Genomic DNA, 26543 nt, shown 5'->3' with positions numbered 1-26543 from the left:
ATGTTTTTCATAAAGGAAATATATCCTTTATATAATTTTTGTAGTACTTTTTCAACTTCGGAGGATATCCCTTCTCCTTTTCATTTTCTTTTTCAAGGAGAGAATAACCTTCAAAAAACTTTTACCTGTTTTTGTCACAAAATCATCCGCTCACCCGTTATGTTTGTAAACAATCAAAAAGGGTGATGACATTGACAAAATATGATGTGGCGATTGTAGGCGGAGGAATTGCGGGTTTAACCGCTGCGATATATGCGGCAAAGGCAGGGAAAAAGACGATTGTGCTGGAACAAAACGAGCGGTTGGGAGGAAGGGGCATTACCAATAAAAAGCAGGGTGTGTATTTTAATATAGGCGGTCATGCCCTGTATAATGGGGAAGCGTATAAAACATTTCGCGAACTTGGATTACGTTTAGAAGGGTCCTCACCATCTGCAGATGCTTACGGGCTATGGAAAAATCAATTACTGACCATGCCAATGAACGTTACCTCCCTCATGAAAAGTCCGCTTCTGACTTGGGGAGGAAAGCTCGAATTTGCAAAATGGTTTATAAAATTGGGAAAAATGGACACGAGCATCTGGAATCATATCAGCATCCGGGATTGGATTGAAACGGAATTACAGGATCCGATGCTGCGTAACTTGTTTTATGCGTTGCTTCGAACCGTTACCTATGTGGCTGCACCTGATTTACACACAGCCGGTCCAGCCTTAAAGCATCTGCAGCATGCATTGCATGGGGCATTCTATCTGGATAAAGGCTGGGGGTCGCTCGTGGAAGAGCTTCATGAGCATGCTGTTCGGCTGGGGGTAAAAATAGTCACCAAATGCAAAGTAGCTTCTATCGAACTTAATGAGCAAAAAGTCCGATCGATTTTATGTGCCGATGGCAGTAAAATAGAAGCAACAAATGTTATTCTGACAACGCCGCCCACCATTTCTCACAAACTAGTCCCACATGCAGAGCTAACTGCACTTAACACATGGAAAAAGCAAGCGCTCGCTGTTACTGTCGCCTGTCTCGATGTTGGATTACGCCAGCTTCCCAAGCCTAAACACCAATTTATTTACGGCATCGATCAACCCATTTTACTTTCCAACCATTCACGTGACGGAAAACCACGCCCAGCCATCCTAAGCGACGATGAAACACAAGTAGTTTCGCTTTTCAAATATCAGGGCCCACAAACGGACCCGGAACAGGATGAAAGAGAGTTGGAACAGGTATTAGATATCGCTCAACCCGGTTGGCGAAATCACTTGACTGCCCGTCAGTATCTGCCCAAAATGACGGTGATTCATGATTTTCCTCATCTAAATCGAAACGAGAATCCGGGTCCTGCTGTTCCTGAAATTGATGGTCTTTATGTTGCCGGTGATTGGGCATCGCATGGAGAGCTGCTCGTGGACGCATCTGTGGCCAGTGCGAAACGTGCAGTTTCACAGCTAACGAAAGCAAGAAAGGATATCGAATTATGTGTGTAGAAACACTGTATAAAACCTATCAGCCTCTTCTTTTTTCTTTAGCCTATCGTATGTTGGGCAGCGTCATGGATTCGGAGGATATTGTCCAAGAAGCATTTATTGCCTTTAACCAGCTCCCTAACCGCGAAACGATTGAAAACAAAAGAGCCTATCTTTGCAAGATTGTCACCAATCGGTGTCTTGATTTAATACGGTCATCCGCAAAAAAACGCGAGGTCTATGTCGGACCGTGGCTGCCGGAACCATTACTGGAAAAAGAGAACTCGACAAACGACCCTTCACAGGCCTTGTTACAACAAGAGTCTATCTCCACAGCCTATTTACTATTGCTGCAGCAGCTCAATGCCAACGAACGAGCCGTCTTTTTGCTTCGCGAGGTTTTTCACTACTCCTATGATGAAATCGCAGAAATTCTTGACAAGAGCAGTGCGAATTGCCGGCAAATTTTCCACCGCATCAAGAAAAGCATGGATTTTAGCCCTGAACAACAGCCATCTGTTTCGATTATGGAATCAAAAATCAAAGAGTTTGTCCAAAGCTTCATAAATGGAGATATTACGCAAATATTGGAGCTTGTCAGCGAAGATATTGCCATGTACGCGGATGGCGGCGGTAAAGTACCAACAGCAAGGGTGCCTATTTTCGGCGCTGCCCGTGTCATCCAATTGCTAAAAAAACTGTTGAAAAAATACGAAGGGAAGCTCACCTTCTCCTTTGCTTCCATCAACGGAATACCAGGGCTGATCTTAGCAACGGATGATGACCTGAAGTATGTCTATTCCTTCGCCTTTAATCGCGATCGAATACAGAACATCTATATTGTTGGCAATCCTGACAAACTACGGCATTTGCCATAGAAGGGGGCCAATGCTGCAGTTCCAAGGGAAAGTTAGATTTCTTGTTAAGAACCGTATTAAAAGGAAAAGAATCCATTTATAAAAAGGAATTACAATGGATTCTTTTTTGTTTAAAACGACCTATATTACTAGGATCGTTTACACCCTGTTTCCGAATAGGTGGAGCAATGGAGCTTAGAGAAAGTTTGGAGCAAACTGCTAAACGTGAACTCTTTGAAGAAACAGGCTTAAAAGTTAAGAATTTTAGGTTTGTCGATATTTTTTCTGGAAAGGACCTTTATTTTAAATATCCTAATGGCGATGAAGTCTATAACATTATATGTATTTTCTTAGCGGAGGGGGTTAAGTGGTAATTTAACTATGGATAAAAAGTGAAATTTTGGATTTGAAATATTTCTCTATTAATCAATTACCCTCCTAACTTGATGAAAGAGCAAAGAAAATTATTGAGAAACATTTTATTTAAATTGGTATATCCTCCTCTAAATAGTTCCAGAAAAACAAACTGTTTCATGTCGGTTTATCTAGATTCCGTTATTCTATTAAAGGGCACTTATCCAGAATAACGATAGAGTCTTTTTTTATGTAAAGGGCCATATAATGGAGGAGGAAACCCATGGAAAATTGAATATTTATATTATTGTTAGAATTGGTTTTTGAGAAAAGTCGTACTTAAACAATAATTCAGCATTGATTAATTTAAAATGTTCTAAATCAAAATAGGGGTCAGAATTTTTGCAAAGGAAGTGAGTAGACAGTAATGACTCGTAATAATGTGCTGATGAAATCTCTTAGACTATCCATTGTTTTAGTGATGGCCATGGTATTCGGGATATTGATGGCGGTGTTCAAGGGAAACGGTAGTGGTATAAGAATGGCTATCGGTAACTCGAGTGCTCCCTGGATGATATTACCGTTCGTTGCTGCTGCCATTTCGACAAGACATCGAGTTATCCAATCGGCTTTAGTTGGCTTGGGAGCCTCGTTGATTGGACTTTTTGGTTTCTATTTTGCCAACATTTTCGTCCTTGACATCGGACCACACCCTGAACTTAGTCCGTATCCATGGGTCGCCGATTTTCTTGCAACCTTGAGATCCGGAAAGATCTACTTTATTCTCGCTTGCCTGAGTGGTCCGATCTTTGGAATATTAGGAGGATTTCTTCATCAAAAGAGATCCAATATGATTTTGGTATTTACAGCAACACTGTTTGTACTCGAACCGTGCTTTGGGTTAATATATGTTCGTTTTTTTTCAGGTTTTACCTACAGTTTTACCTACTATGTTGATTATCCTATGGTCTGGTTGGTCGAAGCAGTTTTTGGAGTCATACTGTTTATTCTTATAATCGTCCGTTTTCAGCCAACTAAGCGGAGTTAAGCATCATTATAAGGGGTTCAGCCGAAATACATGTAATTTTGGGTCATAAACTGTATTAATGTTACTCACAATCGGGCGCTTAAGTTTTACAAAAAACGGACTGTTTTGGCAGTCCTTTTTCAATATCGGAATTAAGCTAAATAGGGGGGTGTTAAAGGAGAAATAGAAGATATGATGTCAAATTTAGTCCTCAGGCTTTAGAAAGGCTAAACATATTTATTTTTAAGGTTATTGATAAAAAAAGTGTCTTAATACAGACCCTTTGTTGTTAAGAATAGAATAAATTATTAAAGGCTGTTTCTAAAAGATTGTTGTTTTTAGATTGGTTTACTATTTCTAGAATTTTCCGATATGATAAGGTTAAATGGTTAACCGTTGGGGGTACTTATGAAAAGAATAGTATCGTTATCGCTTTTACTTATATTTATGATTTCTTCCTCAGTTCAAGCATTATCTTGGGCTTATCCTTTTGTTGTTTGGAAAGGAAAGGTTTATGAAGTTAAACAAGAAGAAATTATCCAAAACAGCGAGATTGGTAAAATCATAGGGGAAGTAAAGACCCAACCAAATGATATGAATGGAAATTATTACGGAGATGCTTCAAACTTTTATTCTAAAGGAACAAAATATTATGAAATAAAAGGGACATCAACTTCCAATGCAATTGCAGTAAAAGAAGAAAACCAGTGGGTAAAGGCTGTTTATGTTCATAAAGCACCTTTTCACATAATGAATGTAATCTCTAACCTCTATTTCCTATCTGCTGTTATAATAATTGCACTTATTATAGTCGGAGTCATATTGCGAAATAATAAGTCTAAAAATCAACAATAATTTAGTAATCTATTCATTTTTGACCTCTAATTGAGGTCTTTTATTATGCACTTCTCAGCCTTTCAACCGTTTAATAATTTGATTTTTGACACGCTGAAATAAGCATTTGTTCCACACAAATTATACTTAAGGCATTACGATTATTTATGGAGTGTCCTATGGTATTAAATAAAATAGAAGTTTAATTTTATTCTCACATTCGATAGTGATGTCGATTACTGGTATCGCTTTTTATAATTAACCAAAATATTTTGATCTTTATTACTTAAAAGGTAAAGGGGGAAGTTAAAATAAGGTTTTCCGTTTTCATTTTAGAGCCATATAGTCGAATAAATAAATCCCAATCTCTCAATGTCATAATTGAGAGATTGGGATTTTAAATACTTAAATATCCTTAATGCTGTATATCCGTATTTTGCTGGAGGTATTCGGTTAACTGTTGAGTAAAGTTTTGAGCGGTTTTTGATAGATAATGATCCTTCAGCCATATTAAGCCCGTATTGGCAGATATCTCTTTATCTGAAATTTTGAAAGCCTGGATATTGTAGTTTTTATATTGTTTAATGACGGTTTCCGGAACAATAGCTTCTCCAAATTGACAAGCGACTAACTCTAATAAAAGGGAGATATCAGAGCACTCGGCAATAATGTTCGGATGTAGTTGAGCTTTCGAAAATGCTTCCAAAATCATATAATAAACCCCCAAACCTTCAGTACTCGGTAAAATTAGAGGGCGGTTTTGAATGTCAGCAAGCATAACCTGATGATTAAAAGGCTGCTTTTTATTTGAAGTAATAAAGTAAAAAGGTTCTGTATAAAGATGGATAGTTGAAAAATCATCTAACTCGAGCGGCAATCGTATAATCGCCAGCTCAACAATCCGGTCTCTTACTAATTGGCAAAGATGAGTTGACTCATTTTGATGAATTTTATAAGTAACCTTAGGATATTCTTTGTGAAATTGGTGAAGTAACTTAGGTAAACCCACTACAGAAAAAGTATTGATACCTATCGTCAGTCCTCCGCTTAGCCCGTTACCGACTTCCTTTACCTCCATTCTGGCTTCTTCCATTAACTGAGTCATTTGAAGGGCATACTTATACAAGGCTTTTCCTGCTTCCGTTACTCCTAAAAATTTTCCATGCCTCTCTATTAATTTCGTTCCTAATTCATCTTCCATTGCTTTCAGTTGCTGGCTTAGCGGTGGCTGGGAGATATGAAGTCTTTCAGCGGCAGCAGAAATTTTTCTTTCTTCTACAATTGCTATGAAATATCGTAGTTGTCTAATATCCATCAGCGAAAAAGCCCCCTTATTATATGAAAAACTTAAGTAAAATTAATTTTTTTTATATTTTCCATATACTACGTACTAAGATATCATAATTTTAGATGAAAAGAAATTTCTCGCAACGTGCTTTAAACCGCGATGCATTTTTAAGCAAAAAAATTTTGCGCGTTTGCTAGAACATCGAGATAGATTAATAGGAGCTTTTCTCGCGGAAGAACTTTATTTTAAGCCAATTAGAACTATTTCTATTGCTAATTAAAAAAAATAAACATTTTTAAATGAAGGTGAAACAATATGGAGCAACAACGTTTTTACAGCGGTTTAAGCATATTTCAATGGTTCTTTTTCCTGCTGGCCACTTCTGTGGCATTACCGATCGTAATTGGGGGAGTATTTCATTTATCTATAGAGGAAATATCCAGTTTGATGCAACGAACTTTTTTTGTGGTAGGTATTAGCTCTTTTATACAAGGATGGCTCGGACATCGCTATCCAATCGCTGACGGACCTGCAGGTTCATGGGTCAGTATATTTGTCATTTTAGCGAGTATGGCAATTCAGCAGGAGGAAAGTACGAAAGAAACATTACAACTTTTAGAAGGTGGCTTGCTAGTAACAGGATTTTTACTTTTTATTCTTGGCATAACCGGCCTGGTTAATCGGCTGCTGTTTTTGTTCACTCCTTTAGTTACTGGCTCTTTTCTTTTGATTCTAACTCTTCAACTTAGTGGTGTTTTTTTAGAGGGAATGCTCGGAATACAAGGTCAGTCCACACTAGACTATGAAATAGCAGCAATTTCATTTGGCGTATTTGTTCTAGTGATCGTACTATCAATTAAAGGAAAAGGATGGATGAAAAGTTATTCCGTACTGTTAGGAATTTTATTTGGATGGTTTCTATATTTCTTATTTGGAAAAACCCCCCATACGATTTCCACACCGGTTTCTTTTATTAAATTACCAGACATTTTTGCATGGGGGCCTCCGCAGTTAAATGCTGGAATGATTATAACATCAATTATATTTACGTTTATTTTAGTTTCTAATACAATAGCGGCCGTTACGGCTGTTAAAGAAGTGGTTCCAGAATCAGGAAAACCTGAAAAACAAACCATTAACCGCGCCAGTTGCGCAGGTGGTATTACACATATTATTTCAGCCGTTTTTTCGACAATAGGAATTGTCCCATTGCCAGTATCGGCGGGTTTTATCCGATTAACCGGGCAAAAACGAATAATGCCTTTCCTAATAGCAAGTTTAGCATTAGCAGGTATAGCCTTTGTACCGGCAATCGTTAACTTCTTAGCTATGCTTCCCGGCCCAATAGCTTGTGCCGCAAGTTTAGCATCCTTTGTCCAAATGATTGGGATCTCCTTTCAATCCCTTTTGAAAGACGAATTAGACCAACGCCGGCTAACTATATTAGGAATCACATTGCTAATCGGTATGGGGTTAATGTTTCTTCCTAAAGGGATTTTTCAGGGGCTTCCTACTATTCTCCAATATATTTTAAGCAATGGTCTCATTGTTGGTACGATCATTGTAATTGTGATGGAACAACTATGGAAAACAAAAAAACATGCGTGAAGAAGATCATTTTAAATATTTAATTGTTCAAGGAGTGTTTTTATATGAGTCATGAAGAATACATGAAATTGGCAATCGAGTTAGCTTACGACAATACCAAAAACAAAAATGGAAAACCATTTGGTGCAGTGATTGTTAAAGATGGTGAGATTGTTGCAAAGGGAGTAAATGATGTTCTTGAAACACACGACCCCACTGCCCATGCTGAACTTCTAGCTATCCGTCAGGGTTGTCGCACTCTTGGTACATCTGACCTTTCCGACTGTGAACTATACGCAAGCGGGGAGCCGTGCCCGATGTGTTTAAGTGCTATTTACTGGGCGAACCTTAAACATGTTTATTATTCCTATACTGCGCAAGAGGAAGAACAAATTGGATTAGGAACGAAATACGTTTATCAGCAAATAGCTCTTCCAAATGAACAACGAGACCTTAAATTAATAAAGCTGGATAAAAATCATCATGAAAAGAATCCTTTTGCTCTTTGGAGAGAAAAGAATAAATAAATTATATATTTAGCGGAACGTGTTTTCCGAGAGAAAAAGTCGCAGAATATAACAACATTTCACTCCTCATGTAAAAAGAGCAGAGCAACAACAATATTAGAATAGAGAGGAATATTTTATGTGGAAGTGGATGATGGCATTTATAGGATGTATTCTCTTGCTTCAAGGGTGTATGTCAAACATTAGCGAAGAACCAAAAAAACAAGAAAAGGAGAAGGAAATCGTGAGCGAAGGATTAAATAAACAGTTGCTTCAAGCAGCAGAAGATAGACAGGCAGATACTGTAAGCATACTCATTCAGAAAGGGGCGAATATCAACGTACAGGACTCAAAAGGAAGGACCGCCACTATGATTGCGACCTATAACAATGATGTAAAAACCGTAAATGTACTTATCAAGGCAGGGGCGGATGTGAACATTAGGGATAATATGAAAAACAATCCCTTCCTGTATGCTGGTGCAGAAGGATATATAGATATTCTAAAACTTACGATTGAAGCAGGGGCCGACCCGGCGATTACAAACCGGTATGGAGGAACTGCTTTAATCCCTGCTTCCGAACATGGATATGTGGATGTAATAAAAGAACTTCTCACCCATACGGATATTGATGTGAATCATATCAATAATCTTGGTTGGACAGCTTTATTAGAAGCGATTATTTTGAATGATGGAGACGATAAGCAGCAGCAAACGGTGCAATTGCTGATAGAACATGGGGCGGATGTGAATATTCCAGACACTAATAAGGTGACTCCCTTACAACATGCACGGAAAAAAGGCTTTAAAGAGATTGAAAAAATATTGTTAAAAGCAGGGGCAAAATAGCCAGATTGTATAAGCTTCCAATCAGTATAAATGAAACATTACTACACTATAAATAATAGACAATAATGTAAATTCACTGCAATCATAAAATGAGGAGACGATAAAAATGAACAAAAAAGCAAAATCAATATCATCAATACTACTCGGATTCACATTAGTATTAACAGGGTACAGTGCTGGTGCAAACGCCCAAGAAAATCATAGTAAACAGAAGCAAGAACAAGTAGTTAAAGAGACTAAAAAGGAAAATAAGTTAACCAAGGGTCAGGAAATGGCTAACATTCTTAGTAGCATTAATTGGCAAGGTACAAGAGTGTATGACAAAGACCATAATGACTTAACAAAAGAGAATGCAAACTTCATTGGTCTTGCGAAATATGATGGGAATTCAGGAAGATATGAATTTTTTGATGCAAAAACTGGTAAAAGTCGTGGCGATAAAGGAACTTTCTTTATCACCAATGATGGGAAGAAGAGAATATTAATTTCAGAATCAATGAATTACCAAGCTGTTGTTGACATAACAAAACTAAAGAAAGATGTTTTTACTTATAAAAGAATGGGCAAAGATGCTAATGGCAACGAAGTAGAGGTATTCGTTGAACATGTTCCATATAAAGAAAAAGAGCTGTCTTTTACTGATCCGGACAAGCAGTTGGACACTACAACAGGAGTTATTGTTAATACCGTTGATGGAGATAAAATATTAAGTAGCACCCTTTGGAACGGAACAAAGGTATTAGATGAAAACGGCAATGATGTAACAAAATATAATTCAAATTTTATAAGTCTAGCAAAATTTAATGATAAGACAAATAAATATGAGTTTTTCAATGCTGAAACAGGTAAAAGCCGTGGTGATTATGGCTTCTTCGATGTTGTACATGGAAATAAGATAAGAGCCCATGTTTCAATTGGAAATAATAAGTATGGCGCCGCCCTTGAGCTTACCGAACTTAATAAAAATAAATTTACGTATAAAAGAACAGGTAAAGACAAAGATGGCAAGGACATAAATATATTCGTTGAACATGAACCTTATAAAGGCGATCTTAAACCAAAATTCACTAAATATTTAAAATAGGACTTTTAACAGAAAATCTTCAAAAAGCAGAAAACAAGATTGTAGATGAATGGTTAAATTTACTTATAACAAATACAATAAATCAACTGGATGGAAAAGCAAAAACTGACGTTAACAAAATCCACCATTCCATCATGAAGATTGTTAAGGAACATGCAACAGGTAAAAAAGTTAGAGAAGCAATTGAAACGTTCATTTCGAAACAATAGTTTTGTAAGAATAAAAAAATATTTTAAAATCTAGTAAGAAAGTGTATGGATTACAGTCTTCATGCACTTTTTTTATATGTTTTGTTAAAGATTAATATTGATTTTATTATTAATCCAACTTTTGAACAAAGAAAACTTCAGAAACAATTTTTGATAATGAGGTATATAAGTACTTTTTAATGAATAAAATTTTCTTTACCGTTTTTAAGAAGTGACCTTTCTTTTTGAATCCCTGGAAAAATACCAAGAAATAAGAATGAATGCAACCATTGCCTTTGGAGGCGTTATTGGAATTTCATGATAAACTGGTAAAGGATGACGTTGAAAGGACTGGTTCAATTAATGGATATTCGACAACCGACTGATTTGGAACTTAAAAAGGTTTTAGCGCTTTCCCCTGAAGCAGTTTTTGATGGTACATTGGGCGAAGTAAAACCGACTGATGAAAAAATTGATCAACTAGTTAAACCACTTCTAAGTAAAGGAAGTCATTACTTAATTGCAGTAGAAGGCGATAAGATAATGGGCTGGATACTTTTGGGAGAAAGTAAAGACCAGTTTACTGATAAGTTTAATGGATTTATTTATGAACTATTTGTTATGAAAGAATTCAGGGGCAACGGAATCTCTAAACAGTTAATGAAAGCAGCTATTGAACATTTAAAGCAATATGGACACACTGAAGTGCGTCTCAGTGCCTTTGCCGGAAATAAAGCTATTAAATTGTACGAAGAAATGGGTTTTAATGTTAGGACAGTTACCATGAGCCTGCCGTTATAAAGAAAAGCATTGATAATATCTTCAGCTAAAGGGCGTATTTCTAGAGCAAGAAATGCGCTCTTCTTAATGAATCGGGCAAGATTGTGGAGCATCACAGTTTTGGTGTTATGGTAAAATTAAGAAGATATTGTGAAGAAATGTACTTAAAGTAACGGGAGTTTAGTTGAAGAATGGTGAAAAAATTATATTAATTATTCGGCAGATTCTACTAGTAATTATAGGGAAATTACGGTATACATTGAGTGATTTGTATTTTAGCTACGCCTTAAAGTAATTGTGATTTCGAGGCAATGATATCGATACTAAGGGGGCGAAGACATGGGTAAATATAAAATGTCTAAAACGATTGGAATGATTTTAGGGACAATAATGATAATAGCTACCTTGGGGTACGGACTCCTATATTTACTAGGTACATCTTTAGGGAAAGCTCTTGGTTCCGAAATGGAGACAACAGCCAGAGATCAGTTCACTATAGTAATTTTATTTAGCATAGGCTTAAGTAGTGTAATAACAGGAGCTGGTTGTTTAGGAATCAAATTTAAAGGATGGAGATACGTTTACATTGGGTTTTGTATGTTAATTGGTGTCGTACTTCTATTCACTTTTTTTATTTCGAGAGAAGCCTTAGGAACAACGTATGAATTTCTGATTCTATGTTTAAGTATCTTGTATTTTTTATTAGGTTATTTAGTAAAAAGGGAGAAATGAGGTTTAAAAAAGTAACATTCCAATCTTTATAGTCACTATTAATATTACAATGGAAAAACGAATTAAATTTCATTTTCTGTGGTGCAGTTCTGCTGTATGGATAACTAACAGGGGCCTTATTTGAACAGTTGGCAACCATTGCCGGCTGTTTTTGTTGATCAAAGAATGGTCAGTTTAGTTGAGCCATCGTCATTTACTATTTTTCAACAATCGGGCCATATAATGGAGGAAGAATCTTAAGTAAATGTAATAATTATAGTAATGATATCATGGTATAATATGGGAAACGTTTTACTTACCTTTTGTAAAATTAGGCCATGATGCGGGTGAGAATGCATGAGCACTAAACAACGTTCTTGGTTTTTTACTACAAAAAGTAAAACAGTTTTTTAAAGGAGAAGGGAGAAGACTATATGAAAAAAACGCAAAATCATCTGCAACTACCAAATGTCGTGTCACGAGACGAATGGCTTGTGGCTCGTAAGGAACTGCTGGCGAAAGAGAAGGAATTCACTAGGGCACGGGATGCGCTGAATGCCGAGCGCCGTCGACTTCCAATGGTAGAGATTATTAAGGATTATGTCTTTGATGGTCCGCATGGTAAGACCAGTCTGCTTGAACTGTTTGAAGGACGTCCTCAACTTATTGTGCATCACTTCATGTTCGATCCTGAATGGGAAGCAGGTTGCCCGGCTTGCTCGCTTGCTGCGGACAACATTGGCCATCTCGCCCACCTCCATGCACGAAACACGTCACTGGCCTTGATATCCCGTGCTCCATTACCTAAGCTCCAACGCTATAAAGAACGTATGGGGTGGAGCATTCCCTGGTACTCCTCCTTCAATAGCGACTTTAACTATGATTTTCATGCTACGCTTGACGAATCCGTCGCTCCGATTGAATACAACTATATGACCAAGGTTGAGCTTCTACAGAAGGGCGTACCCCTTGATTCCGTTCCGTCAATGGAAGTCCCTGGCGTGAGTGCCTTTCTTCGCGATGGTGAAAGAATTTTTCACACGTATACGACTTACGCCCGTGGAACTGACCTGATAATTGGCATGTTCAACTACCTCGATTTAACAGCTCTTGGCAGGCAGGAGGAATGGGAACAGCCCCCAGGACGCAGTGACGGGAACGGTAAGACATGGCTTCGTCGTCATGACGAATATGAACACTCCTTTGAATCGGATTCTTGTTGCCATTCAAAAAAGAGCGATTTGTAACCAATGTAGTTCATCTATATATAAATATTAGTTAACAAATGTTTAAGAAACTGGCGCAATCCTAGAACAAGGATATTTAAAAAGTTCTGCAATAAAACCAAGTAAAAATAAATTAATCAGTATCAAACAACCAGGCGCTATTCCTTAGTAAAGAGTAGTGCCTGGTTGAAGGTGCTTTCATTTTTCTTAGAAAAGACTTGATAAAAATAACAACGATTTATGTAATGGAGGAGTATTGTTGGCAAAGGGGCTACTTCATCATATTGAAATATACGTATCTAACTTAAGTAAGTCGATTGATTTTTGGGGCTGGTTTCTAGAAGAACTAGGATACAGCTCTTTTCAGGAATGGGAAAGTGGACAAAGTTGGAAAATTGGAGATACATACATAGTTTTTGTACAAACGGAAGAACGGTTTTTAAATGTCCCATATCATAGATGCAGGGTAGGTCTTAATCATTTAGCATTTTACGCAGATTCACGACAACATGTAGATGATATTACAAAGAAATTAGAAGAGAAAGGAATAACTATCCTTTATAAAGACCAGCATCCTTTTGCAGGTGGAGATAATCATTACGCTGTTTACTTTGAGGATCCAGACAGAATAAAAGTTGAACTTGTAGCACCTTAGTAATCAACAATCGGGTGCGATTATTGAAGAAAAACATAGGTAGATAATCATCAAACTTTAAAAGACAGTAGAGCTATCACACAATCAAATATTTACAAAATCCCTCCTGAATCTTACATATCAGGAGGGATCAATTTTATAAGGAAACCATATCTAAAATACCCAAAAATGTACTGAAAAATTTTATTACCTCACAGGCGCAATAATTGAACAACGATAGATAGTTTTAGCAGTCTATTTTTGTTAGAACCATTTAGTATCAAGAAGTAAGCTAATTATATAAGAGGAATATACCTTTAGAAAGGCCGCTTTCCTCAAACAAGAATAAGCACTCATATTTTTATTAGGGCAAGAGTGCGTAGCATCATGGCCAGACAAATCTTTAATAACCATTTGGTTAATACAATCACGATTATAGATCAATTAAAAGAAGATGAAAAGACCCAACAACGCCGAAGAAATAAGTTCATCGGCTATCTTTTTTTGCGGGTAAAATGGACTATGCGTCTGATTGGTGAATATTTATTTTGGTTCTATTGTTATATAGACAACTATACATTTAATTTGGTACTTTTGGATTGAACGCTACACTTTGGAAAAAGGAGGGAATTTTCAATTAATATAGTTAATAGTTTTTAGCGATGCTGCTCCCGTATTTGGATACTCCTTAGATTTTTTTCAACATATATTCTCCTTATCTTTCACTTCTCGGATCACACAATTAGTAGTTTTTCAACAATCTTTTATTTATAAGAATTTAAAATTACAGAATAGGAGGCTGTCTCTCTATGAATTGGGCCGGTAAAAAGTTTTGGCTTTTCTTTGTATTTTTGACTTCTTTTACATTTTTATATAGTTCAGCGAGCTATGCCATGGGGGAATCGGCGCCGGGACGTACGGTGGATGTAAAGGTGATGACCTATAATATTCAAGCAGGGGCTGGGTCCGATGGAAAGTATAATATTCAACGAACTGCCGAAGCAATCCGCCAATCCGGAGCGGAAATCATTGCTCTCCAGGAAGTGGATGTTCATTGGGGAGCCCGGAGCTTATTTGAAAACGATATTGAAATATTGGCTAATGAGCTTGACATGAACTATTTCTTCACACCAATCTACAGCCTGGATCCTTTAAATGAGGGGGAGCCTCGCCGCGAATTTGGCGTGGCGGTGTTAAGTAAATACCCGATTATCGAAGCCAATAATCGTGATATTACGAGACTATCAACGCAGGAGCCCAATCCGGTTCCAAAACCTGCACCGGGATTTCTTGAAACGCTGATTAATGTAAAGGGTGCGAAGGTTTGGTTTTATGTCACGCACTTGGACTACCGTTCGGATCCCACCGTTAGGAAAATGCAAGTAGCCGATATGCTGCAATATACGGGGCAGCATGAATACAGCATTTTGGCAGGTGACATGAACGCTGGCTCCAAGGCCCCTGAGCTTCAGCCGCTCTTTGAGCAATTCACTGATGCCTGGGCCCTAACGAACGACGAACCTGGATATACTTACCCAGCGCTAGCGCCAAACAGCAGAATTGATTATATAATGCCAACACCAAACATCGGCGTAAAATCTGCTAAAGTTATTGAAACACTTGCATCCGACCATCGTCCTGTCATCGCGGAGCTCACATTAATTCGCGGAAATCAGCCATAAATAAGGAGGGAATTTTGATGAAAAAGAATCGCTTGTTTTCAATCGTTGCCATCATCTCGCTATTATGTTTATGCCTGCCCTTTTCCGCAGGAGCCACCGGCTGGCAGGATCCAACAAAACCGGGCTGGAAAGAAGGGGAAGCCAAGAACGGCTGGATTCAAAGCAAACTTCAGCATATGACACTTGAAGAGAAGATCGGCCAGTTGTTCATTGTCCATGTCTATGGAAAAACACCGACAGATCCAAATTATGAAGCAACCAATCTAAATGGAAATCGCGGCGGGAAAAACTTTAAAGAAGTGATTGAAAAATACCATGTCGGTGGTGTCATTTATTTTAATTGGACGGATAATGTGTTGACTCCACTCGATGCCACACAGACTAACACCCTTTCGAACGGGATTCAAAAAATCGCAATGGACCAGCGGATGCCAATCCCGCTGTTTGTCTCGACCGACCAGGAAGGCGGGATTGTACAGCGCCTGGTAAACCCTGGAACGGTGTTTCCGGGGAATATGGCTCTTGGAGCGACTCGTTCCTCCCAATTCGCCGCTGATTCTGCCGCTATTTTAGCTACGGAATTAAAAGGGATTGGCGTGAATATGAATTTTGCACCGGTGGCTGATGTCAACGTAAATCCGGCCAATCCGGTTATCGGGGTTCGTTCCTTTGGTGAAGATCCCGGCTTGGTTTCAGAATTAACAGTCGCTCAAGTAGGGGCATATCAAGACAATAAATTGATTGCCACTGCTAAGCATTTTCCGGGACATGGTGATACAGCTGTCGATTCCCATTATGGCCTGCCAATCATAACTCATGATTTAGAAACACTTCATAAAGTTGATTTAAAACCGTTTAAAGCAGCAATTGACGCAGGTATCGATGCGATTATGACGGCCCATATCGTTGTTCCAGCACTCGACCCATCCGGTCTTCCTGCGACACTTTCAAAGCCGATTCTTACTGATTTGCTTCGCAGTGAGCTTGGGTTTAAAGGCTTGATTATTACCGACAGCCTTGGGATGTCGGGTGCGAATGTCGTACCTGCAGACCGGGTGGCAGTCGAAGCATTCAAGGCTGGTGCTGATATTCTCCTAAACCCGCCGAATGTGGAGGCTGCCTATAATGGAATGCTGGCCGCTGCCCAAAGCGGAGAAATCTCGGAAAAGCGCATCGATGAATCCGTCTACCGAATTCTCGAGTATAAATTTAAGCGAGGGTTATTCGATAATCCTTATACACCTGTCTCCGCCATTAGCAATATCGGAACAGCCCAACATTTAGCAGCTGCAGATGAAATTGCCAATAAAAGCATTACACTAGTAAAAAATGAAAACAATCTGCTTCCATTGAAAAATACGGACAAGATTTTTATCACCGGACCATCAACAGGTAAACCGGGCATGCTTTCCGAACTGCTTAAAAATAAAGGGTTTAATACAAGTATTTATGCAACCGCCGCTTCACCGACTGCTGCACAAATAAACAGTGCTGTAGCGTCAGCTCAGCAGGCCGACAAAATCATTGTGACCACGTATACCGCCAATACGAATGCGGCACAGCAAAACCTGGTAAAGGCGTTGCAGGGAACCGGCAAGCCAATCATTGTCGCGGCGATCCGCAACCCATATGATTTAATGTCCTTTCCAAATGTGAATGCCTATCTAGCAACCTATGGAGACCGTGACGTATCAGTAAATGCCTTGGCCAGAGTGCTGGCGGGTGAAGTCAATCCATCCGGAAAGCTTCCGGTAACCATTCCGGGAGTAGCCAAATTCGGTGATGGATTATCCTATTAATCTATAAAAGCTGAAGGCTCTGTATGGAGTCTTCAGCTTTTTTTCGTTAGGATTAGGGAATAATGAGCTTCCCATTTTATTAAATCTAATAGAAAAGTCTATATCGTCTAATAATAGCCGCTGAAATATATTCGGTGAGCTGCATAAAGACTACTGTTCAGATCTGGGGGGCGAAATCTATGAAGAAATTTCCCTGGTGTATTGATGAACATTCCTTATTGACAATTTCAGGAAAATGTTCCATTCTTATAATGAGTAAGTTGCTCACTCATCTGAAAAGGAAAGAGGGCATGTTGGAATGAGCCAAACGAATATCCTGCGAGAAATCGTTCTACGTAAGAGAAATCAGAGAAAGAATGCCAAAGAACTTCAAATCAGCACAGCTAATAGCATCGTTGAAGGCTGTTACGTTAAGATTGGCGGTATCAATCAGTGGATCACGATTCGTGGAGAGAATCGGAACAACCCTGTTTTGTTATTGATTCATGGCGGTCCGGCTTCGACCTATTCCATCTTCAGTCCGTTGTTGCGTTCATGGGAGAAGCACTTCAATGTTGTTCAGTGGGATCAGCGTGGAGCAGGAAAGACTTTTGGCAAAAACGGTAAAGAGGGCAGTGGTGTCATCACTTTCGACCGTCTCGTGAAGGATGGGATAGAGGCTGCAGAATATTTGCGTGATAAACTCGGTCATCAAAAGGTGATTCTTATTGGAAGCTCTGTGGGCAGTCTTATCGGAATCATGATGGCAAAGCTAAGGCCAGATCTTTTTTATGCCTATGTCGGCACAGATCAGAATGCCCCAGATTCACAAAATCTTTTGTATACATTATCAGTCAACGCTTTCCGCGAGGCAGGTATTTCGAAGGGTGTACAGCTACTTGAGAAAATGGGATTTGATCAAGCTCAATGGAATCGTAAAGATTTTGACAAAAAGAATCGACTTATCGTTAAAACTATTAAGGATGTCCCCAATATGATTACAGACTTATTTTTGCCCTCAATGCTCTCTTCTCCGGAACATAAAATACGTGATTTGATGGATATTTTTAAAGGGATGAGTTATTCCCTAGACCATCTATTTGATGAATTAATAAACTTTGATTTTAAAAAATACGGTAAATTTGAGCTGCCGGTTTTTATTTTTCACGGAGATCATGATATTATCACCCCAACTGAACTGGCTAGAGCTTATTACGATGAGATTGAAGCCCCTCATAAGGAGTTTGTTCTCATCAAAAATGCTGGCCACCTTGCGTGTTTTGCCCGACCTAATCAGTTTCTTGAGGAATTGATCAATAGAGTATGTCCACTGGTCTCAACGTCTATCATCTAATGATAAAAGCAAAATTTCTCTATATTAATGATATAATGAATATGACATTTTATAGATCCGGAGGTTGGAAGGGTGTCTCCATTAAACAGACAGCAGCAGCTTGATCAAATCCGTGACGAACGCAGGGAGCAGATCAAACAAGCCGCGCTTAAAATGTTTGCCCGCAGAGGATATACTGGCACGAAAACGAGCATGATTGCTAAGGAAGCAAGCATTAGTGAAGGATTAATTTACCGTTATTTCAATTCTAAAGAAGAGCTTTTCATCACTCTCGTCCAAGAATTGATGGAAGAAGCAAGAAGTGAACTCGAGAATGTTGGGTTTTTACCGGGAACACCTTTTGAACAAATTAGAACATTAACGATAAACATACTTGATGAGGACAATATTCATGCCTTTATGTTAATGGAACGTGCCCGCAAGGCTGATGATGTTCCCGAAAAGGTCACACAGATCTTTGAAGGAGTTTCAACAAATGTTCTGATTGAACCAATAATCCCTATCTTCGTTAAAGGTCAGCAATCGGGTGAATTTTCGCCAGGCGAACCCCGAAGGATATTGTCATGGTATTTTACCATCATCAACAGTCTTCTTACTCAAGAAGAGATGGATGAAGAGTATGGGTTACCAGATGTTGATGTGTTAATGCGCATTTTGACAAAATAATTCCCAAAGAATTTCATTTGATATTTAATTATCGGCGCATTTTCAGAGGATGGAACTGCGCTTTTTTGCATGAAATGGCCATTATCTAAATATAAAATTATGAGAATTAACTAAACGAGAAGGTAAAAAGAAGTGAAGAAATGATTCGTTAGTCATTTTTCCTGAAATTTTGGACATCCTCTTAATATGCAGATTGCTAAGGAGGAAAGACGATACGGAGGCGAAAAATGAAACGAATTTTGTTTATCTTCTTATCTGTATTTTGTATCGCCTTATTAACCGCTTGTGGCGACCAAACAAATGAAACAGATAATAATACAAATCAAAAAAATATTGCACAGAATAATATTGGTAAAACAACCAATGTTAATTATTCCAATCATCTCCAAAATACACAAGATCAATATGAAATGAAGTCGCAACTGGAAAAATTGGATTTCAGTGAAATTGATTTAGAGGTATCTTATGGCGAGCAAAAAGAGTATGAAGCGGAGATTAATCACGACAACTCAGGTTTTATTGGAGGAGAAGTTGATGATGATATAAATAATGAACACCTTAGCGGGAAAGCTGCATTCGACAGTATTTATTCAAAAGTTAAACAACTGACTATTTCTAAAGACACGAACAAAAAGGATACGATCCATCAAATTCTAAACTCATTTGACCTCCCTGCAGACTATAATCGATTCGAGTTGGAAATCATCTTCCATGATGGCACTAAATTGAAATATGTGGATTAAATAAGAGACAGCCGAGGAAAAAGTTCCTTGGTTGTTTTTTTATCAGACTTCAGATCTTCCCTAAGCTCTATTTAAGAAACGATCTTCAACAAACGGGCTCGTTAGGAACGCGTCTTTTTTATTAAAGGCCCATTTAACGGAATAATGCAGGAGAATTCAGAACGGCGTCGAAATAGGAAATTTATAATTAGAGGAGTGTGATTAGTATGGCTCACGCAAAAGATGTTTTGGCAGATCAATTGTTAGCAAATGCGAACGACCCTAGCTGGTATGTGCCGTTTTCGGAATCGGTTGCCGACTTATCAGAGGAAGAAGCGTTTTGGAAACCTAATGATGAAAGCAATAGTATTGCGGAAATTGTACAACATCTTCTTTATTGGAATGAAACTTGGCAAAAGAGATACAAAAAATCTCATGTAAATGCTGTTACGCCCATAAGTGACAATAATGAAAGCTTTATTATTACAGAAAATAAATCGTTTGATGACTTAAAAAAGAGCCTCTTAACAATACTGCTGCAATGGCAAGACCTTTTGACTGAGGAAAAGGTAGAAAATGATGTGAATGGTTTCCCAGAGACCGCAAAGTGGTGGGCCGTTCTAGGAAATTTGTCGACGCATAACGCCTACCACATTGGACAAATCGTTTCCATTCGGAAACTACAAAAAAGCTGGAAAACTAATATAAAAGGAGATTAATAAGGCAGCTTACATTTGTTCCGCTATAAGGAGCATTTCTTAGCCAGAAATGTGCTCTTATGATTGTTATGAAGAAGATTTATACACATTAGATACGAATAAGGAAGGTATTATTGATGGATTACGAGATTATAAAAGCGAGTTTGGAGAATATAGAAATACTTTCGAACCTCATGCAATTCTACATTTATGACTTTTCTGAGTTTATTGAAGCACATGTTGAAGAAAATGGGAGATTTGGTGAATATCCTTTAAACGATTATTGGACAGAAGATAATCACTTCCCATATTTAGTGAGGTTCAAAGGAAAATACGCAGGTTTTGTCTTAGTTAAATGGATAAAAACAGAAACTAAATCATATTTTTCAATTGCAGAATTCTTTATTATGAAAAAGTACCGTAGAACGGGCCTGGGTAAATCTGTTGCAAGTGAGATATTTCGTTTACACAAGGGCAATTGGGAAGTTTTCCAAATGGAAAAAAATGAACAAGCACAATTATTTTGGAGAAATGTAATAAAAGAATACACAGATGGACGATTTACCGAACGAGTAGAGAAAGGAAAAAGAATAACCCAAGAGTTTGCCAGTTAAATTGAAATGTTACACATAGTGAAATTTTTTCATTTTAAACTACTAGGGGTATATTTTAAGAACCAGCTGCCATATTGGGCCTTTTTCTTATCCAAATTAATGAATTCTATATCTTAATCTTCAGCAATCGGGCCACAGTGTAGAGGATTGGTAAATTTCTGTTCTTCAAATAATAAGTTAGTAGTAGAATGAAAGCTATGTATAATTAGGGATGTAAGTTTATGTCTTTTATGTAATAATTATATTTAGTAGAAATATAAATTTACAATTCATACATAGTGAAAGTGGGTATCATAATGGCAACCGGAATCCATACAGTAGAAATTCCAGTAGATGTTCAAGCAGTTTGGGATTATGTCAGTGATCTTGAAAAATGGGCAACGACAGTACCAGCCTATAAAGAACATGAAATCATAAATGACAAGCAATCTATCTGGACATTTGAAGGCAATGTGAAAGGTATTAAAAAAACAGTACAAGCGCAGGTAGATATTACCGAATGGAATGAACCTTCAAATATTAAGTTTGAACTAAAAGGTTTATCCGATAATTTTACAGGAAGCGGTCACTTTACGGCAGAAGAAGTTAATGGTAAAACAACAATGACTTGTAAGGTGGAAGTCCGTGCAGGCGGATTATCGGGGGCGGTGTTAACACCCATTATTAAATGGGCTGTTCCTAAAGTAGCATCGCGTTTAACAGAATCGATCGCACGTAAAATTGCAGTATTCTCATAGTTTTTAAATACCGCAAATTATAAGGCTGTTTACGGAATATCTTTAAAAGATATCGGAAACCTTAGTAACATAAAAGGATCTTCAACACGAGAAGATCCTTTTCATAAGCCAAAAACATCGTTTATGGTAACTAGATTGATATATACATACCTCTAACATACTTAATCCTACATATAAAAGAGCCTCAACTTTGGCTTATTAGGCTTCTTTTCCCGTTATAGGACCTGCCGCCAGATAAATATTATCTATTAGGTCAGTTTCAGCTGTATGAAATTATTAATCAGCGGTGACTGACTTTTTTAGCTTTATTAATTCTCCTCAAATATCACGTTTAATTACCCATATACTGCCTTTCATAAGATTTCATTAAATTTCAGATTAAAATAACTAAATGGAATAAATCTTAAAAATATTCTTTAAATTTATAAAACAATCTGTTATTATAAATTCAATTACAGTAATACTAAAATAAATTTTAGTAAAGGTAGAATTTTATAGTAATACAATAAAGGAGTTTGACATGGATGAAATTTACAAAAAGATAAAGGAGCTACGGCTTTTAAGGGGTTATACCTTGAAAGAGCTTAGTGAAAGAACAGACCTCTCGATTAGTTTCTTATCACAAGTAGAAAGAGGGGCGACCTCCTTAGCTATTACTTCCTTAAAAAAAATTGCAGATGCATTAAATGTGAAAATAACTGAATTTTTCGAAGAGGAAAAGCAGCAGGAACATTATGTGGTCAAAATGGATGAACAAAAACCATTTCAGTTAAAAGGTTCTGAATTTACTTATGTAAGATTAAATGGTGTATTTGCCGGGAGAACAATGGAACCAATTTTGGTTAAGATTCCTCCCCAGCAAAAACAATCACAACATTTTGGTCATTCAGGGGAAGAGTACCACTATGTTTTGAAAGGATTACTTATTTTTTACATTGAAGGGAAGGAGTATGTCGTTCGTGAAGGCGAATCGATTCATTTTCCATCCACTTGTCCTCATTCATTAGAAAATCCAACTAATAGTGAATCGATTATTTTATCGGTGTTAACACCAGTTATTTTTTAACTGAAATTAATATATCAAACCTATAGAAAGGTGGAGTTTACATGCGAGTAGCTACAGACATTGGCGGAACATTCACAGATTTAGTGTATGTCAATGAGAATGGTGAAATCGGAGTGGCTAAGAGCCATACCACGCCTCCCAATTTTGAAAAAGGTGTGATCGATGTAATTGAAAAAAGTGGAATTGATCAAGCCGCTATCCAAACATTTATTCATGGGACAACTGTCATTATTAATGCTTTAACGGAAAGAAAAGGAGTAAAGACAGGTTTAATTACCACGAAAGGATTCCGTGATGTTCTTGAGATTGGACGAGGGAACCGTCCTGATTTGTTTAATATTCGCTACCAAAAACCTGTACCATTTGTAGAGCGCTATTTGCGCCAGGAAGTTGAAGAGCGTCTTAACTATAAAGGTGAGGTTTTGGCGCAGTTAAATAAAGCACAAGTAAAAGAGATTGTCGCTTATTTTCAAAAAGAAGAAGTAGAGGCCATTGCGATTTCCTATTTGCATTCCTATGTAAACCCTGTGCATGAAATCGAAACGAAGGAACTAATTAATGAGGTCTGGCCGGAAGTTGCTGTTACTGCCTCTCACGAAGTCACGAAAGAATGGCGGGAATATGAGCGGACAAGTACAACGGTGTTTAATTCTTATGTAAAACCAATCGCAGCCTCATATGTTGATCGTTTGCATGCAAAACTCCTTGAAAATGAGACTGACAGCCAAAATTATATTATGCAGTCAAACGGTGGAACAACTACCTTTAATAGCGCCAAGCAAACCCCGATTAATATGGTTGAATCCGGTCCTGTAGCAGGAATTTATGGAGCTGCTGTGTTAGGTGAAATCATTGGCGAGGAAAATATCATTGCCTTCGATATCGGTGGTACAACAGCGAAGTGTTCTCTCATAAATAAAGGAGAAGTTAAGGTTTCAACTGACTATTTTATTGAACGAAATGAAAGGAATGCTGGTTATCCAATTAAGGTTCCAGTCGTTGACATTGTAGAAATTGGGAATGGCGGCGGTTCTATTGCCTGGATTGATGGAGCTGGTTCTTTAAAGGTTGGACCTCAATCAGCTGGTGCCCTGCCTGGACCTGTTGCATATGGACAGGGTGGGACAGAACCTACTACTACTGATGCAAACTTAATTACAGGTCGTCTTTCTCCTGAGAATTTTGATTACAAAGTTGACTTGGAAAAAGTAAAGGCTGCGGTAAAGGGAAAGGTTGCTGAACACTTTAATTTGTCAGTAGAAGATGCTGCCTTAGGTATCATTCGGATTGCCAATTCAAACATGTTAAATGCCTTAAAACTAATTTCAATACGTAAAGGTCATAATCCGCGCGAATTTTCCTTAGTTGCTTTTGGCGGCGGCGGTTCGATGCATGCTACAGCATTAGCAAAAGAATTAGGTGTTAAGAAAGTAATTGTGCCGGTTGCCTCTTCTGTTTTCTCTGCTTGGGGAATGCTGATGACCGATTTGCGTCATGATTATATTCAGACCTATATTAGAAGACTCAATCAAGTTGATCTTTCTGAACTAAATCATGAATGGACTTCACTTGAACAGCAGGCATTGAATCAATTTAAAGAGGAAGGACTTGATGAAAGCAAGGTATTGTTCACTAGATTTGCAGATGTTCGCTATCTTGGACAAGAGCATACCGTGAAGGTACCGGTTCCAAATGGCGAATGGACAACTGAAACTATCGCCGAAGTTGTGGAACGTTTTGGTGATCTTCATGAACAGAATTTTACCTTTAAATTGGAAGGGACACCAACTGAAATTGTCAGCTTGCATTTAACTGCCTTTGGAAAGGTTGTCAAACCGACGTTGAAGAAATTAGAATTCAGCGGCAATGCGGAAGATGCTTTGAAAGAAACCCGTCCAGTTTATTTTGAAGGAGATGGCTGGATGGACACAAAGGTCTATCATCGTCATTTACTTGGCAAAGAAGTTCAGGTTTCAGGTCCTGCTATTGTAGAGGAAGCTACTGCTTCGACCGTTCTGTATCCAGGTCAGTTGTTATCCGTTGATGAATATGGAAATCTAATCATTGACACGGGGGTGGAGTGATATGACACAAGTTGTTAAAACAAAAGTTGATCCATTTACACTCGAAATTGTAAAAGATTCATTGATTGCTATAGGCGATGAAATGTTTATTGCACTAGCAAAGACTTCAATGAGCCCAATTATCTATGAAGTCCTTGACTATGCAAGCGGTCTTCTTGATGCGAAAGGACAGTTATTAACGCAAGGGAACGGTGTAACCGGATTTATTGGCATGCTGACCGACATGGTAAAACAAACCTTGAAAAAATACGGAGATGGCAAATTAAAACCAGGTGATATCATCATTATTAATGATTCCTACGGCGGCGGCGGATCTCATCTTTCAGACGTAGGGCTTGTAATGCCGATTTTCTATAAAGGGGAGCTGGTTGCTTTTTCAGCCAATAAAGCGCACTGGACAGAAGTTGGAGGTAAAGACCCGGGTTCTTATAGTAATGATGCAACGGATATTTTCCAAGAAGGTTTGCAATTTCCTTGTGTGAAACTGTTTAACGAAGGACAGATTAATCAGGCCATCGTTGATATTATTGAGGCAAATGTCCGTTTCCCTGATTTATCATTAGGGGATATGTGGGCGCAGGTAGCTGCGTTAAAGACTGGGGAAAAACGTGTAATTGAAATATGCGAGAAACACGGAAAAGATGTTGTGCTTTCGTCAGTTGAATACTTATTGGATCACGGCGAACAGCTTGCAAGGCAAGAGCTTAGCAAACTACCAAAAGGGACGTATGAAGCAGAAGGTTTCATCGATGATGACGGGTTTGGTAATGGTCCATTTAAAGTAGTTGTAAAGGTAACCATTACGGACGATAAATTTATTGCGGATTTCCGCGGTAGTCATCCACAAGTACCTGGACCGATTAACTGTTCCTATACAGCTCTTGTGTCAGCTGTCCGTGCGATTTTCATGGCAATAACAAATCCGTCTCAGGATGCGAACGATGGTGTCTTTCGCTTATTAGAAGTCATTACCGATAAAGGATCAGTTCTTTCAGCTGAACGTCCGGCACCAGTATCAATTTATTGGGAAAGCATGCAGGCCGGAGCCGATTTAATATGGAAAGCACTTGCTCCGGTAGTACCGCATCGATTAACAGCAGGTCATTTATTATCCGTCTGCTCAGTGGTTCTATCTGGTTTACACCCTGATACAAAAGAACCTTTCTTAATTGTTGAGCCATCTGTTGGTGGCTGGGGCGCTGCCGATGGCCAAGACGGTGCTAGAGGTCAATTCTGTATTGGCGATGGAGAAACATATAATGTTCCAGTTGAGGTAGCTGAAACACGCTACGGAGTATTGGTAGATGAATACAGTCTACATACTGACGGGGCTGGAGCCGGTGAATATATCGGTGGTGCAGGTGTCATTCGTTCCTACCGTGCATTAACTGATAACCAGGCTGCTTCCATCACCTTTGGCCGTCATAAATTTGTCCCATGGGGAATTAATGGTGGTAAAGAGGGCTCGGCAAATAAATTCTACGTTGAAAAAGTAAATGGAGAAGTAGATGGTCCGTACGGTATTTACCCAAGATATCCATTGAATACCGGTGATGTTGTGAAGCTTGTAACTGCAACCGGTGGTGGTTATGGAGATCCATTTAAACGTCCTGCTGAAAAAGTAGCAAAGGATGTTAAAAACGGCTACGTCTCTATTGAACAAGCGAAAGAAGATTTTGGAGTTATTGTCAATCCTGAAACCTTCATAATTGAGGGGTTAACCGTTGATCGTCAGCAAAGGGGAGAATAG

Annotated in this window: 25 protein-coding genes; 24 read left to right on the top strand and 1 reads right to left on the bottom strand. The window is 38.3% G+C overall.

Features of this window, described 5'->3' with window-relative positions:
• Positions 1-182 precede the first annotated feature (182 nt).
• The 5 genes from A6749_RS26000 to A6749_RS25980 all read left to right on the top strand — a co-directional run bounded on the left by A6749_RS26000 (position 183) and on the right by A6749_RS25980 (position 4559).
• Positions 183-1487 carry a phytoene desaturase family protein gene (locus A6749_RS26000; RefSeq protein WP_269085715.1) on the top strand — a complete coding sequence of 435 codons (1305 nt, stop codon included), beginning with the start codon at positions 183-185 and terminating at the stop codon, positions 1485-1487.
• A complete protein-coding gene (locus A6749_RS25995; protein WP_066399574.1) occupies positions 1478-2344 on the top strand; it encodes an RNA polymerase sigma-70 factor in 867 nt (288 codons plus the stop codon). The genes A6749_RS26000 and A6749_RS25995 overlap by 10 nt, the downstream gene beginning before the upstream one ends.
• Before the next feature lie 167 nt (positions 2345-2511).
• Positions 2512-2697: an NUDIX domain-containing protein gene (locus A6749_RS29315; protein WP_153043046.1), complete on the top strand. Its 186-nt coding sequence runs from the start codon at positions 2512-2514 to the stop codon at positions 2695-2697.
• Between the two features lie 407 nt (positions 2698-3104).
• Positions 3105-3725 carry a DUF6518 family protein gene (locus tag A6749_RS25985; RefSeq protein ID WP_066399566.1) on the top strand — a complete coding sequence of 207 codons (621 nt, stop codon included), beginning with the start codon at positions 3105-3107 and terminating at the stop codon, positions 3723-3725.
• 387 nt (positions 3726-4112) lie between these two features.
• Positions 4113-4559, top strand: coding sequence for a hypothetical protein (locus A6749_RS25980; RefSeq protein WP_066399563.1), 447 nt, complete (start codon positions 4113-4115; stop codon positions 4557-4559).
• A gap of 394 nt (positions 4560-4953) precedes the next feature.
• On the opposite strand, the gene A6749_RS25975 is transcribed toward A6749_RS25980, so the two are convergent.
• Positions 4954-5853, bottom strand: coding sequence for a LysR family transcriptional regulator (locus A6749_RS25975; RefSeq protein ID WP_066399559.1), 900 nt, complete (start codon positions 5851-5853; stop codon positions 4954-4956).
• Positions 5854-6141: 288 nt separating this feature from the next.
• Here A6749_RS25975 and A6749_RS25970 point away from each other — a divergent pair, with 288 nt between their 5' ends.
• The 19 genes from A6749_RS25970 (at position 6142) to A6749_RS25875 (ending at position 26543) form a co-directional block, all read left to right on the top strand.
• Entirely contained in the window at positions 6142-7434 is a 1293-nt protein-coding gene (locus A6749_RS25970) for a purine/pyrimidine permease (RefSeq protein WP_066399556.1), read from the top strand.
• A 44-nt stretch (positions 7435-7478) separates the two neighbouring features.
• Positions 7479-7940 carry a nucleoside deaminase gene (locus tag A6749_RS25965; RefSeq protein WP_066399553.1) on the top strand — a complete coding sequence of 154 codons (462 nt, stop codon included), beginning with the start codon at positions 7479-7481 and terminating at the stop codon, positions 7938-7940.
• Positions 7941-8058: 118 nt separating this feature from the next.
• Positions 8059-8769 (top strand): ankyrin repeat domain-containing protein, encoded by a 711-nt coding sequence (locus A6749_RS25960; RefSeq protein WP_169809870.1) that lies wholly within the window; start codon positions 8059-8061, stop codon positions 8767-8769.
• Positions 8770-8875: 106 nt separating this feature from the next.
• A complete protein-coding gene (locus A6749_RS25955; RefSeq protein ID WP_066399550.1) occupies positions 8876-9853 on the top strand; it encodes a DUF4822 domain-containing protein in 978 nt (325 codons plus the stop codon).
• A 551-nt stretch (positions 9854-10404) separates the two neighbouring features.
• Positions 10405-10842, top strand: coding sequence for a GNAT family N-acetyltransferase (locus A6749_RS25950; RefSeq protein WP_066401206.1), 438 nt, complete (start codon positions 10405-10407; stop codon positions 10840-10842).
• Between the two features lie 318 nt (positions 10843-11160).
• The gene (locus tag A6749_RS25945) at positions 11161-11553 is read left to right on the top strand and encodes a hypothetical protein (protein WP_066399547.1); all 393 of its coding nucleotides are present in this window, start codon (positions 11161-11163) and stop codon (positions 11551-11553) included.
• 413 nt (positions 11554-11966) lie between these two features.
• A complete protein-coding gene (locus tag A6749_RS25940; RefSeq protein ID WP_066399540.1) occupies positions 11967-12779 on the top strand; it encodes a DUF899 domain-containing protein in 813 nt (270 codons plus the stop codon).
• Positions 12780-13017: 238 nt separating this feature from the next.
• Positions 13018-13413: a VOC family protein gene (locus A6749_RS25935; protein ID WP_066399537.1), complete on the top strand. Its 396-nt coding sequence runs from the start codon at positions 13018-13020 to the stop codon at positions 13411-13413.
• Positions 13414-14201: 788 nt separating this feature from the next.
• A complete protein-coding gene (locus tag A6749_RS25925; protein ID WP_236719739.1) occupies positions 14202-15074 on the top strand; it encodes an endonuclease/exonuclease/phosphatase family protein in 873 nt (290 codons plus the stop codon).
• Between the two features lie 17 nt (positions 15075-15091).
• Entirely contained in the window at positions 15092-16873 is a 1782-nt protein-coding gene (locus A6749_RS25920; protein WP_066399531.1) for a glycoside hydrolase family 3 protein, read from the top strand.
• 298 nt (positions 16874-17171) lie between these two features.
• Complete coding sequence (locus A6749_RS25915; RefSeq protein ID WP_066399528.1) at positions 17172-18206, top strand: alpha/beta fold hydrolase; 1035 nt, start codon at positions 17172-17174, stop codon at positions 18204-18206.
• Positions 18207-18278: 72 nt separating this feature from the next.
• On the top strand, positions 18279-18872 hold the full coding sequence (locus A6749_RS25910) for a TetR/AcrR family transcriptional regulator (protein ID WP_066399526.1): 594 nt from the start codon (positions 18279-18281) through the stop codon (positions 18870-18872).
• 227 nt (positions 18873-19099) lie between these two features.
• Positions 19100-19615: a YusW family protein gene (locus A6749_RS25905; protein WP_066399525.1), complete on the top strand. Its 516-nt coding sequence runs from the start codon at positions 19100-19102 to the stop codon at positions 19613-19615.
• A gap of 206 nt (positions 19616-19821) precedes the next feature.
• Positions 19822-20313: a DinB family protein gene (locus A6749_RS25900; protein ID WP_066399522.1), complete on the top strand. Its 492-nt coding sequence runs from the start codon at positions 19822-19824 to the stop codon at positions 20311-20313.
• A gap of 116 nt (positions 20314-20429) precedes the next feature.
• Positions 20430-20906: a GNAT family N-acetyltransferase gene (locus A6749_RS25895; RefSeq protein WP_066399520.1), complete on the top strand. Its 477-nt coding sequence runs from the start codon at positions 20430-20432 to the stop codon at positions 20904-20906.
• A 296-nt stretch (positions 20907-21202) separates the two neighbouring features.
• Positions 21203-21643 (top strand): CoxG family protein, encoded by a 441-nt coding sequence (locus A6749_RS25890; RefSeq protein WP_066399518.1) that lies wholly within the window; start codon positions 21203-21205, stop codon positions 21641-21643.
• A 520-nt stretch (positions 21644-22163) separates the two neighbouring features.
• Complete coding sequence (locus A6749_RS25885) at positions 22164-22709, top strand: helix-turn-helix domain-containing protein (RefSeq protein WP_066399516.1); 546 nt, start codon at positions 22164-22166, stop codon at positions 22707-22709.
• Positions 22710-22750: 41 nt separating this feature from the next.
• The gene (locus tag A6749_RS25880) at positions 22751-24793 is read left to right on the top strand and encodes a hydantoinase/oxoprolinase family protein (RefSeq protein WP_066399513.1); all 2043 of its coding nucleotides are present in this window, start codon (positions 22751-22753) and stop codon (positions 24791-24793) included.
• 1 nt (position 24794) lies between these two features.
• Positions 24795-26543, top strand: a complete 1749-nt coding sequence (locus A6749_RS25875; RefSeq protein WP_066399510.1) for a hydantoinase B/oxoprolinase family protein — start codon at positions 24795-24797, stop codon at positions 26541-26543.

Source organism: Neobacillus mesonae, from assembly GCF_001636315.1.
GTDB classification, from domain to species: Bacteria; Bacillota; Bacilli; order Bacillales; family Cytobacillaceae; genus Neobacillus; species Neobacillus mesonae.
Note: the sequence above shows the minus strand (reverse complement) of the source record. Positions and strands in the feature narration are given on the sequence as shown.